We start from the raw sequence: 12,244 nt of genomic DNA on the forward strand, positions 1-12,244 counted from the left end.
ACACGGCACCTACATTTACCCAGGTAGCCGCGATCTGTTCCGGGGCGACTCTATCGGCTTTGCCTACGACTTCCAATAACGGCATCACGGGAAGCTGGTCACCGGCGCTCAATAACACCGCGACTACGACTTATACGTTCACCCCGACTGCAGGTCAGTGTGCGACTACGGCTACGATGTCCATCACGGTCAACTCGAACACGGCACCTACTTTCACACAGGTGGCTGCGATCTGTTCGGGAGCGACTCTATCGTCTTTGCCGACGACTTCCAATAACGGCATCACGGGAAGCTGGTCACCGGTGCTGAACAATACTGAGACCACGACGTACACGTTCACGCCATCGGCAGGACAATGTGCTATTACGGCTACGATGACAATCACGGTGAATTCGAACACAATACCTACGTTCACCCAGGTAGCGGCGATCTGTTCGGGAGCGACTCTATCGGCTTTGCCTACCACTTCCAATAACGGCATCACGGGAAGCTGGTCGCCGGCACTCGATAACACCGCTACTATGACGTACACGTTCACGCCATCGGCAGGTCAGTGTGCTACATCTGCAACGATGACAATCACGGTCAACTCGAACACAATACCTACGTTCACCCAGGTAGCGGCGATCTGTTCGGGAGCGACTTTATCGGCTTTGCCCACGACTTCCAATAACGGTATCACGGGAAGCTGGTCACCGGCACTCGATAACACCGCGACTACGACATACACGTTCACGCCATCGGCAGGTCAGTGTGCTACATCTGCGACGATGACCATCGTAGTATATTCGGTTGCTGCTCCGACAGGCTCAACCTCACAATCTTATGTTGAAGGAGCAACAGTTGCTGATTTGCTGGCTACAGGTGAAAATGTGGAATGGTTTGCAACGTATGAAGAAGCAATATCAGGACTCAATCCGTTGGATGCATCTGAGATTTTGGCAGATGGAACTACCTATTTTGCCATTCAGCATGTAGACGGATGCCAATCGGTTGAGCCACTTGCTGTATCTGTTACGGTAACTTTGGGTGTGCAAGACGATTTGAAAGGGCAGTTGCGTTTCTATCCGAATCCTGTAACCGGATCTTTACAGTTGGAATATGAGGGCGGAATAACATCTGTAACCATCGTAAATCTACTCGGACAAAAAGTCCTGACCCGAAAATATGATGCGCCTGAAGTTTCGGTTGATTTTTCAGCATTGCCGGCAGCAGTGTATCTTGTTGAGGTAAAATCCGGTTCACAACAAACGATTTTCCGGATCGTAAAACGATAATAAGTTAAGTTTTTAATGAAAAACCGCGGTGTCTGTACTGCGGTTTTTCTTTTGTTATTTTCCAGATTTTTGATTCCATATCTTTACGACAAGTACAAAATATGCTGAGAGCCATCATTATAGACGATATCGATACGATCCGGGCCAAGAATATGGCCCTTATCAAAAAGCATTGCCCCAATGTTGCCATCATAGCGGAGGCAAACGATGTAAAATCTGGGGTCGAAGTCATACGAAAATACCTGCCCGATTTGGTATTCCTCGATATAGAAATGCCTGATGGAACCGGCTTCAACCTGTTGCAGCAACTTCGACCTGTCAATTTCAAAGTCATCTTTATAACCGGTTTCCAGGATTTCGCGATAAAGGCGTTCCGTTTTTCGGCCATTGATTATCTGCTCAAGCCGATTGACCCGACTGACTTGATCGAAGCCGTAAAAAAAGCAGAGGATTCTGTTACCAAGGAAGCATTCGATATTCGGCTGAGCACCTTGTTTACCAATATCGAACGACCGAAAGACCTGCAAAAACTGGTTCTTAAAACCATGGATAAGATTTATTCGGTCAACGTCCAGGATATCGTCAATTGTGAATCCGACAGGAATTACACCACATTTTTCTTTATCAATGCGCCTAAACTGGTGGTTTCGACGACGCTCAAAGAATATGATACGCTGTTGTCTCCGCTGGGTTTCTTCAGGACGCATCAATCCCATTTGATCAATATGATGTATTTCGATCATCTGCTTAAAAGTGACGGAGGTTCGACCATTATCCTCAAGAACAAATCTACCATTCCTTTGGCCGTGCGTAAACGGGATGAATTCATGGCGCTGCTCGAAACGCTGTGATTTTTGGTTTTGAATGATGATTTTCAACAAATTGTCAATTATTTGGGAGATGACATTTCAGTATTGACATTTTTCCTTCTATTTTTGCCGCAATAAAAAAATCTGCATGTCCCTACGCAAAGCTTATCTGATCATTTTTTTGGTCCTTGCCATTGATCAGTTTACCAAAATATATGTCAAGACCAATTTTTTCCTCGGTGACATGGTTCCTAAAGACGGTTGGTTCCGGCTCTATTTCATTGAAAACGAAGGCATGGCCTGGGGAACTGAAATTCCGGGCCAGTATGGCAAATTGATCCTGACGGTTTTCAGATTGCTCGCGGTTTGCGGCATCGGATATTGGCTCAACAGCGCCATAAAGGCTAAATCTTCCAATTACCTTATCGTTGCCATTGCGCTGATTCTTGCAGGTGCTTTCGGGAACATCATCGATTCGGTTTTTTACGGGGTTATTTTTGACGATAGCCACCACCAATTAGCTACATTATTTTCTGACAGGCCTTATGGAACCTGGTTTCACGGAAAAGTGGTCGATATGATTTACCTGCCGTTCGTAGAAGATTACCTGTTGCCGGAATGGGTTCCGTTTTGGGGCGGGAAACAATTCACGTTTTTCAATGCGATTTTCAACGTAGCCGATTCTGCTATCTCAATTGGCGTCGGAATCCTTATTGTCTTCAACAAAAAGGCGTTCCATAAGGAAGAAGAAAAGCCCGCTGTTGCTACACCTGCCGAAAATCAAACACGTTCTCAGGAGTAACACAAAAGTCAAGCGCGATATCTGTCGGCAGTACATCTTCCCAACTATCGGAAATATCGTAAAACGAAACCCCGATTTTGAGTACATTGCTATTGCAGTCAGAAAGAAACCGGTCGTAAAATCCTTTTCCATACCCGATTCGCTGTCCGTTTGCATCAAAGGCAAGCAACGGAACAATTACAGCTTCTATCTTATTTGGCGGCACCTCGATTCCATCTTCTGGTTCAGGAATTCCATATTCGTTGACGATAATGCGCGTGGAATCCGTCAGTAAAAAGTGATGCATCTGATGGCTTTCGAAATCACTTCTGGACAAAACCACTTCTTTGTCTTTTCCTTGCAATAAAGTCAGCAGGAATTCGGTATCAACCTCATTTTTGGAACGGATTGGAAGAAAGACATGAAAGTATTTCATATCCCAAATCGGAAGCCTTAAAAATTGGTTTGCGATGCCAAGGCTCAGCGATTCTATCTCGTCCGGAGTCAGTTTTTTGCGTAAATCCAGATAGCGTTTCCTAACTTCGGCTTTTGTCATTTTCCTTCAATTGATACGATACGCCAAAAGCGCGCGTTAAAAGTAACGAATCCAAATGTTTTACTGCCTCACTGAAATTGCCTGACGACAGCTTTTCGTTATTTTTGCTGTATGACCCACAATCCGCTTGCGTTACAAATACAGACACTGCCAGATAATCCCGGCGTGTATCAGTATTACGACAAAGACGAAAAACTACTGTATGTGGGCAAGGCGAAAAACCTCAAAAAACGGGTTTCGTCATATTTCAACAAAGTCCACGATAATGCGCGCACGAACGTTATGGTTCGCAAAATCGTGACCATCAAACATATCGTCGTGCTTTCTGAAAGCGATGCCTTGCTTTTGGAGAACAACATGATCAAGAACCTGCAGCCGCGGTTCAATGTGATGCTCAAAGACGACAAGACGTATCCGTGGATCTGTATCAAGAAGGAAGCTTTCCCGAGGATTTTTTCTACCCGCAAAATGATCCGCGACGGTTCGGAATATTTCGGGCCATATACCAGTTTCAAAACGATTTATACGATCCTCGATATGATCAAGGAATTGTATCCGTTGCGGACGTGCAATTATGATTTGACGGATTCAAATATCGAAAGCGGCAAATTCAAAGTGTGCCTCGAATACCATATCGGGAATTGCAAAGGACCTTGTGAAGGTTATGAAAGCCGGGAGAATTATGAGAAGCACGTCGATATGATCCGTGAAATCCTTAAGGGAAATTTCGGCACATCTTTAAAGGATTTCAAGAAGCAGATGCAGGAATATGCGTCTGAAATGCAATTCGAGAAAGCACAATATATCAAGAACAAGATGGAAGTGCTGGAGAATTACCAGTCGCGGTCGATAGTCGCCAATCCGAAGTTGACGAATGTAGATGTCTTTTCGATTGTGTCCGATGAAGGCGCGGCTTATGTCAATTACATGCAGATTGCCCATGGGTCTGTCATCCGTTCGCACACGCTCGAACTCAAAAAGAAACTCGATGAAACCGATGAGGAATTGCTCGAACTCGGAATAGTCGAAATCATGGAACGATTCGAACTCCGGCCAAAAGAAGTCATTGTTCCGTTTGCCGTCGATTTGGGCGAGAAGATAAAAGTCACCGTGCCACAACTCGGCGATAAGAAACAAATCCTGGAATTGTCCGTCCGAAACGCGAAATATTACCGGATGGAACAACTCAAGCAAATCCAGATCGTCGATCCGGACAGACACACCAATCGGATTATGGCCCAGATGCAAAAAGATTTACGTCTGCCCGAAGAACCGCGCCATATCGAATGTTTTGATAATTCGAACATCCAGGGAACGAATCCCGTTTCGGCATGCGTCGTTTTCAAGGATGGAAAGGCCAGCAAGAAAGATTACCGTCATTTCAATATCAAGACCGTCGACGGCCCGAACGATTTCGCTTCGATGGAAGAAGTCGTCCACAGAAGATATCGCCGATTGCTCGACGAAAACCAGCCCCTTCCGCAATTGATTATCATCGATGGGGGAAAAGGACAGTTGTCGGCAGCATTAAAAAGCCTCGAGCTTCTGGGCCTCAGGGGAAAAATTTCGATTCTGGGTATCGCGAAACGTTTGGAGGAATTGTTTTATCCGGACGATCCGGTTCCATTGTACCTTGACAAGAAATCGGAAACACTCAAAATCATCCAACAGCTCAGAAACGAGGCACACCGGTTCGGGATTACGCACCACCGCGACAAGCGCAGCAAAGGCGCTTTGAAAACATCTATGGAAAGCATTCCGGGCGTGGGTGAGAAAACCATGACGGAACTCATCAAACATTTCAAGTCGGTCAAGCGTTTGAAGCTGGCATCCGAACCTGAAATCGCTGCCATAGTTGGAAATTCAAGAGCCCAAAAAATCATCGCGTTTTATCAATCGGAAAAAGCAGGTTCATGAAATATAAAATCATTCTGCTTTTGATGGTTCTTTTTTCGTGGACGATGAACGCCCAGGATTCGGTGCGCCGCCCAAAAATCGGTCTGGTTCTTAGTGGCGGCGGGGCGAAAGGCTTTGCACATATCGGCGTTCTCAAAGTGCTTGAGGAAAACGGTATCAAAGTCGATTATATCGGCGGGACGAGCATGGGTGCCATAATTGGCGGCTTATATGCTTCCGGATACAACGCGACCCAGATCGATTCCATTTTCCGTTCGACCGATTTCGATGCGCTATTGCAGGATTACTTACCCAGGGCTGCAAAAAACTTTTATGGCAAAAGATCGGACGAATTGTATGCGTTGACCTTGCCGTTCGATAATTTCAAAATAGGCATTCCAAGGGCTTATTCCAAAGGACTTTATAATTTCAACCTGATGTCGCGCTTACTGCATCGGGTGCGTCATGTTGATGATTTCAATAAACTTCCCATTCCGTTTTTTTGCATCGCGACCGATATCGAAACCGGCGAAGAAGTACTCTTGAACAAAGGCTATCTGCCTATGGCGATTCGCGCGAGTTCGGCATTGCCATCGTTGTTCAGCCCGGTGGAACTCGATGGGAAATTGCTTGTTGACGGAGGTGTCGCAAATAATTATCCCATTGAAGAAGTACGAAAAATGGGTGCCGATATCATCATCGGCGTCGATGTCCAGGACGGATTGAAAGACCGCAAAGCTCTCAATGATGCCACGCGGATTCTCGGTCAGATTTCTACCATCGGCCAAAAGGAAATCATGAAACGCAAGCGGGCCGAAACTGATATTTACATCAAGCCTGAACTCAATGAATTTTCGGTACTTTCCTTTAGCGAAGGCGGAGATATTATCGCCAAAGGGGAAGCAGCGGCGAAGGCACAACTTGAACGAATCAAATCCATTGTGCATCCTACAGGTTACAAAAGACCGGATTTGGGACGTGAAAATGACAGTTTGTGCATCCATTCGGTTTCCATAAACAAACTTGATAACTACACACGCGCTTACGTTTTGGGGAAACTGGGTTTCAAGAACCAGAGTATGATCAGTTACGACGATTTGAAACGCGGCATCGACAACCTGAGTGCGACCCAGAACTTCAGTTCCATTTCCTATTCGATACATGAAACCGATGGCGAAGAGGAATTCCGTTTGAACCTGGTCGAGAACCCGTCGCGGACGATGCTGCGTTTCGGATTGCATTACGACGGATTGTACAAAAGCGGCGTTTTGACGAATTTTACCCATAAACGGTTGTTGTTCAAGAACGACGTGATTTCGCTCGATGTCGGTTTGGGCGACAATACCCGATATAATCTGGATTATTATGTGGACAACGGATTTTATTTCAGCTTTGGGCTCAGGTCGCGCTACAATCAGTTCAACAGTAACATCAATACCGATTTCAGCAATGGCGATATTTTGCAGGTCTTGGGTTTGAACACAATCAACATCGATTTCTTCGATTTATCGAACCAGGTTTATGTACAGACACTTTTCATGCAAAAGTTCATTCTTGGCATCGGGGCGGAAATGAAGTATTTGCAGGTGCGTTCCGAAACCTTGCCGACAGCCGATAAAACCTTTGAAAAAAGCCGGTATTTCAGTACGTTGGCCTATCTGAAATACGATTCTTACGACAATAAGTATTTCCCAAAGATCGGTTGGCTTGCTTCAGCCGATTTCCAATCGTATCTGTCGTCGACCAATTACAACCATGATTTTTCACCATATTCGATACTTAAGGCAGAAGCCGGAATTGCCCGTACGTTATACCGGAAATTTACCGTAAAAGGCAGTGCGGAAGCAGGCGGAACCATTGGTGATGGCGGTGTTCCGTATTTCAATTTCATCCTTGGCGGTTTCGGGTTCCAGCCTGTCGATAACATTAAGCCATTTTACGGATATGATTTCCTCGGAATTTCCGGTGACAGTTATCTAAAGGTGGAAGGAACGCTTGATTATGAAATCTTCCGCAAAAATCATTTGAACTTCACGGCCAATTTCGCCCAGGTCGGCAACGGATTGTTCCGCGATGCCGATTGGATTTCATCTCCTAAATACACGGGATATGCTTTCGGTTACGGAATGGAAACGATAATTGGTCCTATTGAGATCAAATATTCGTGGTCGCCGGAATTACCTAAAGGCTTCGTTTGGTTCAATGTAGGTTTTGCATTCTGATCGGACAAACCAAAACATCAGTCCGTTTCATCAAGTTTTTTGGTGAAAAACTATATATTTGGCATTCTGTCTTGCTAAAATGTGTCAAGACATCATCTAAAATTAAACAAACGCTATTTATATGTCAATCTGGAAAAAGAAACCACTGACCCAATTATTGTCGGAAGCTGCTGAATCTGAAAAAGGATTGAAAAGAACGCTGACCGCATGGTCATTGGTTGCGCTCGGAATCGGGGCAATCATCGGAGCCGGACTTTTCGTACGGACAGCAACTGCGGCGGCCCAGAATGCAGGCCCATCTGTAGCCATCGGTTTTATCGTGGCGGCAATAGGATGTGCCTTGGCCGGATTGTGTTATGCCGAACTTTCTTCTTCCATTCCAATTTCAGGAAGTGCCTACACGTACACCTATGCAACTATGGGTGAATTTTTGGCATGGATAATCGGTTGGGATTTGATTTTGGAATATGCCGTTGGAGCAGCAACCGTAGGGATTGCGTGGAGTGAATATCTAAATAATCTATTGGTCTCGGTGCTTCATGTTCAGCCCATTCCGTATGGATTGTCGCATTCGCCTTTCCAGGTTTCTGACCTGGGTGAACACGGAATCATAAACTTGCCGGCACTGTTCATTGTGGGTGTCATCAGTTTGTTGCTGATCAAAGGAACACAGGAATCTGCTTTTGTAAACGGTTTGATTGTAATCGTGAAAGTTGCCATCGTTGTGGCGATCATTATCGTCGGATGGGGCTTTATCAACCCGGCGAACCACGAACCGTACATTCCACCAGCCACAACCTATGTCGATGATGCGGGTGTGAGCCATCATTTTGGTGGTATCATGGGAATTCTGGGCGCTGCGGGAACGGTTTTTTTCGCTTTTATCGGATTCGACGCGGTAAGTACGGCTGCTCAGGAAACCAAAAACCCAAAGCGCGATATGCCTATAGGTATTCTGGGCTCATTGGCCATCTGTACCTTGTTGTACATTTTGTTTGCCCACGTATTGACTGGCGTTGCTACGGTTGAAGATTTCCGTACCGGAGGAAAAGAAGCATCGGTCGCCTTTGCGATCAATAAGTATATGATTGGTTATGAATGGCTCGGCTCTTTTGTGACGATTGCTATCCTCGCCGGATTTTCTTCGGTAATATTGGTGATGCTTTTGGGCCAGTCCCGTGTGTTTTACGCAATGGGGAAAGACGGTTTGCTTCCGGAATTTTTCAGTCATCTGCACACCAAATTCCAGACACCATACAAAGCCAACCTAATCATTCTTTTGATTGTAGGGCTTTTTGCGGCTTTCATTCCTGGCGATGTTGTGGGTGATATGACCAGTATCGGAACGTTGTTTGCCTTTATATTGGTATGTATTGCCGTTGTCGTATTGCGTAAAAAAGAACCGAACATGGTACGTGAATTCAAAACACCCTGGGTTCCGTTAGTGCCCATTTTGGGTGTTGCGGTTTGCCTGGCGATGATTTTCGGTTTGGGCTGGCTCAACTGGTTGCGACTGATTGGGTGGATGGTTTTAGGGATCATCTTCTATTTTGGTTACAGTAAGAAGCATAGCAAACTTAATAATCCTTCATAATTAGAATTGAAGTTTATTCCGCATTATAAAAGAAAACTCCGGACAATGGACTCCGGAGTTTTCTTTTATAAATAATCCACAAGAAACAAGGGCAAAAATTATATTTTTCCGATATTTGGAAAGATGAAAACATGGATCGGTTTATTGGCCCATCTCAAATTCCTGATCAAGCGGAATCCGGAGTGAATTCCGTATCTTAACCTGACCCCCGGCCGAATCTTCGGTTGCTAACGGATTATTTACCCTTATTCATTTTTCTATGCCAGTATATCATAAACTCGGCAATTTTCCTCAAAAGCGACATACGCAATTCGAGAAGCCGGAAGGCGGATTGTATTATGAGCAATTGTTCGGGACGGAAGGTTTCCACGGACATTCTTCGCTTTTGTACCATGTGCATCGTCCGACGCAGGTGAAGGAAATTCTTAGAAGTTACTCGGTCGAACCCAAAATCGCAATCGGCAAAAACATAAAATCATTGCTTTTCAAAGGCTTTGAGCTCAAGCCGGAAAATGACTTTCTCGATTCGAGAAAACCAATGCTTGTCAACAGCGATTGCATCATTGGGCTTGCCGCGCCAAGACATTCCATGAAGGATTATTTTTATAAGAATGCAGATTCGGACGAAATGATCTTCATCCACAAAGGTTCCGGAAAACTGCGGACCATGATGGGAAATATTACTTTCGAATATGGCGATTATCTGATCATTCCGAGAGGCATGATTTATCAGATGCAGTTCGATACAGAAGACAACCGTATTTTCTACGTCGAATCACATGCGCCTTTTTACACACCAAAACGATACAAAAATGCTTCAGGCCAATTGCTTGAACATTCTCCGTTTTGCGAGCGTGATTTCAAATTTCCGGATGAATTGGAGACGTATGATGAAAAAGGCGACTTTATCATCAAGATTAAGAAGGAAGGAATGATGCATGAAATGGTCTACGCCACGCATCCGTTCGATGTCGTTGGTTGGGACGGATATAATTTCCCTTATGGTTTCAGCATCCATAACTTCGAGCCGATTACAGGTCGCGTGCATCAGCCGCCGCCGGTGCATCAGACATTCGAGACAGCGACATTCGTGGTGTGCTCGTTCTGTCCAAGGCTTTACGATTATCATCCGAAAGCCATTCCCGCACCTTATAATCACAGCAATATTGACAGCGATGAGGTTTTGTACTATGTCGATGGCGACTTTATGAGCCGCAACAATATTGAACAGGGCCATATCACCTTGCATCCAAAAGGAATTCCGCACGGGCCTGCGCCTGGTGCCATGGAACGAAGCATCGGGAAGACCGTTACAGAGGAATTGGCCGTTATGGTCGATACGTTCAAGCCGTTGATGGTGACTGAAGAAGCTATGGGACTCGACGACGGGCAGTACTATAAATCATGGGTGGAATGATGCAGTTCCATAAATTACCGGGCGATCCATCGTCCGTGATTTTGGGAGTAATTGCCCTTGTTCTTATTCTGTTTGGATGCTGCTGCGGCGTTTTTGCGATTGCGTCGCTTGTATTGGGAATAGTTGGCCTGACCCAGGCGCAAAGAAGTCTGCTTCTTCATGCATCAGATCCTGAAATGTACAGCGGAAAATCACGGGAGATGGTAAGCACAGGGCGGATTATAAATATCATTGCCATTGCCATCAGCGGTATTATACTGCTTTTACAATTGATTTATTTTGTCATTGTGGGATCAATGGCAGGGCCGGAATTCTGGAGAAGCCTGAGAAATAGCAGGCACCAGATTGAAACAGACAGCACTTATTATAAAACACAACAAGACACGAGTTATATCGATACAACGTACATCAAAACGGTGCACATCGATTCAACTTCAGTCGAATAAAAAATTAAAAATTATGTCAAAAGAAGTAAAATCAGTCGAATACGGACTTGAAAAAATATTTGAAGGCGCACAGGATTTCCTGCCATTGCTCGGAACAGATTACGTCGAACTCTATGTTGGCAACGCCAAACAGTCGGCACATTTCTACAAAACCGCTTTCGGATTCCAGTCCGTCGCTTACTCAGGTTTGGAAACAGGCGTTAAAGACAGGGCGTCGTATGTGTTGAAACAGGACAAAATCCGCTTGGTGCTGACAACTCCGCTAACTGCCGATTCACCAATCAATGAACATCTCAAAAAGCACGGTGACGGGGTAAAAGTCGCCGCTTTGTGGGTAGAAGATGCGCGTTCCGCATTTGAAGAAACCACCAAACGCGGCGCGAAACCTTTTATGGAACCGACCGTCGAGAAAGACGAATTCGGAGAAGTGGTTCGTTCCGGAATTTACACGTATGGCGAAACTGTCCATGTTTTTGTTGAAAGAAAGAACTACAACGGTGTTTTCCTTCCTGGTTACAAAGAATGGAAATCTGATTACAATCCGGAGCCGACGGGTCTCAAATATATCGATCATATGGTCGGGAATGTAGGTTGGGGCGAAATGAACACGTGGGTAAAGTGGTATGAAGACGTGATGGGCTTTGTCAATTTCCTGTCGTTCGATGACAAGCAGATCAATACCGAATATTCGGCTTTGATGAGCAAAGTGATGTCGAACGGAAACGGCCGCATCAAATTCCCAATCAATGAACCTGCCGAAGGAAAGAAAAAATCCCAAATCGAGGAATATCTTGATTTTTATGGTGGCCCCGGCATTCAGCATGTTGCCATCGCAACAGACGATATCATAACAACCGTTACGCAATTGCGTGCTCGCGGAGTTGAATTTTTATCGGCTCCTCCCGGAGAATATTATGCCGATGTGCCTCGCCGATTGGGCGATCATATGAGTATGATGAAAGAAGATCTTAATGTGATACAGAATCTAGCCATTTTGGTCGATGCCGATGAGGAAGGTTATCTGCTCCAGATATTTACAAAGCCGTTGCAGGATCGTCCGACACTATTTTTTGAAATTATCCAGCGAATGGGCGCAAAAGGTTTCGGTGCGGGTAATTTTAAAGCGCTTTTTGAATCGATTGAACGTGAGCAAGCTAAAAGAGGAACGTTGTGATTTTGAATATTTCACAAATCAGTGATTCGCTACAACGTTTTCGTTGTCAAATTATTGTTAAAAACGAATTTT

10 protein-coding genes are annotated in these 12,244 nt (G+C 45.1%); 9 read left to right on the forward strand and 1 reads right to left on the reverse strand.

What is annotated here, in order from left to right; genetic code table 11:
* The 3 genes from G6047_RS06145 to G6047_RS06155 form a co-directional block, all read left to right on the forward strand.
* Positions 1-1,277 (forward strand): T9SS type A sorting domain-containing protein (locus tag G6047_RS06145; protein WP_169526611.1); only part of this gene is annotated, 1,277 nt, incomplete at its 5' end.
* A gap of 101 nt (positions 1,278-1,378) precedes the next feature.
* Positions 1,379-2,128 (forward strand): LytR/AlgR family response regulator transcription factor, encoded by a 750-nt coding sequence (locus tag G6047_RS06150; protein WP_169526612.1) that lies wholly within the window; start codon positions 1,379-1,381, stop codon positions 2,126-2,128.
* Positions 2,129-2,234: 106 nt separating this feature from the next.
* Positions 2,235-2,888 (forward strand): lipoprotein signal peptidase, encoded by a 654-nt coding sequence (locus tag G6047_RS06155; RefSeq protein ID WP_169526613.1) that lies wholly within the window; start codon positions 2,235-2,237, stop codon positions 2,886-2,888.
* Here G6047_RS06155 and G6047_RS06160 read toward each other — a convergent pair.
* Entirely contained in the window at positions 2,851-3,423 is a 573-nt protein-coding gene (locus G6047_RS06160) for a 5-formyltetrahydrofolate cyclo-ligase (protein WP_169526614.1), read from the reverse strand. The genes G6047_RS06155 and G6047_RS06160 overlap by 38 nt on opposite strands.
* A 111-nt stretch (positions 3,424-3,534) precedes the next feature.
* On the opposite strand from G6047_RS06160, the gene uvrC reads away from it, so the two are divergent.
* From uvrC to hppD, 6 genes are all read left to right on the forward strand, one after another.
* Positions 3,535-5,340: an excinuclease ABC subunit UvrC gene (uvrC, locus tag G6047_RS06165; RefSeq protein WP_169526615.1), complete on the forward strand. Its 1,806-nt coding sequence runs from the start codon at positions 3,535-3,537 to the stop codon at positions 5,338-5,340.
* Positions 5,337-7,541 carry a patatin-like phospholipase family protein gene (locus tag G6047_RS06170; protein WP_169526616.1) on the forward strand — a complete coding sequence of 735 codons (2,205 nt, stop codon included), beginning with the start codon at positions 5,337-5,339 and terminating at the stop codon, positions 7,539-7,541. Before uvrC ends, G6047_RS06170 begins: the two co-directional genes overlap by 4 nt.
* A gap of 121 nt (positions 7,542-7,662) precedes the next feature.
* Complete coding sequence (locus tag G6047_RS06175) at positions 7,663-9,135, forward strand: amino acid permease (protein WP_169526617.1); 1,473 nt, start codon at positions 7,663-7,665, stop codon at positions 9,133-9,135.
* Between the two features lie 259 nt (positions 9,136-9,394).
* A complete protein-coding gene (locus tag G6047_RS06180) occupies positions 9,395-10,552 on the forward strand; it encodes a homogentisate 1,2-dioxygenase (protein WP_169526618.1) in 1,158 nt (385 codons plus the stop codon).
* A complete protein-coding gene (locus G6047_RS06185) occupies positions 10,549-10,998 on the forward strand; it encodes a CCC motif membrane protein (protein WP_169526619.1) in 450 nt (149 codons plus the stop codon). The genes G6047_RS06180 and G6047_RS06185 overlap by 4 nt, the downstream gene beginning before the upstream one ends.
* A 13-nt stretch (positions 10,999-11,011) precedes the next feature.
* On the forward strand, positions 11,012-12,172 hold the full coding sequence (gene hppD / locus G6047_RS06190; protein WP_169526620.1) for a 4-hydroxyphenylpyruvate dioxygenase: 1,161 nt from the start codon (positions 11,012-11,014) through the stop codon (positions 12,170-12,172).
* Positions 12,173-12,244: the final 72 nt, after the last annotated feature.

This window comes from Flavobacterium silvaticum (genome assembly GCF_012911565.1).
Taxonomy (GTDB): Bacteria; Bacteroidota; Bacteroidia; order Flavobacteriales; family Flavobacteriaceae; genus Flavobacterium; species Flavobacterium silvaticum.

Bases quoted from the DNA above. Each gene is read 5' to 3' on its own strand.
- G6047_RS06160 (WP_169526614.1), bottom strand. From the start codon at position 3,423: ATGACAAAAGCCGAAGTTAGGAAACGCTATCTGGATTTACGCAAAAAA.
- G6047_RS06150 (WP_169526612.1), top strand. From the start codon at position 1,379: ATGCTGAGAGCCATCATTATAGACGATATCGATACGATCCGGGCCAAG.
- G6047_RS06185 (WP_169526619.1), top strand. From the start codon at position 10,549: ATGATGCAGTTCCATAAATTACCGGGCGATCCATCGTCCGTGATTTTG.
- G6047_RS06155 (WP_169526613.1), top strand. From the start codon at position 2,235: ATGTCCCTACGCAAAGCTTATCTGATCATTTTTTTGGTCCTTGCCATT.
- G6047_RS06180 (WP_169526618.1), top strand. From the start codon at position 9,395: ATGCCAGTATATCATAAACTCGGCAATTTTCCTCAAAAGCGACATACG.
- uvrC (WP_169526615.1), top strand. From the start codon at position 3,535: ATGACCCACAATCCGCTTGCGTTACAAATACAGACACTGCCAGATAAT.
- G6047_RS06170 (WP_169526616.1), top strand. From the start codon at position 5,337: ATGAAATATAAAATCATTCTGCTTTTGATGGTTCTTTTTTCGTGGACG.
- G6047_RS06175 (WP_169526617.1), top strand. From the start codon at position 7,663: ATGTCAATCTGGAAAAAGAAACCACTGACCCAATTATTGTCGGAAGCT.
- hppD (WP_169526620.1), top strand. From the start codon at position 11,012: ATGTCAAAAGAAGTAAAATCAGTCGAATACGGACTTGAAAAAATATTT.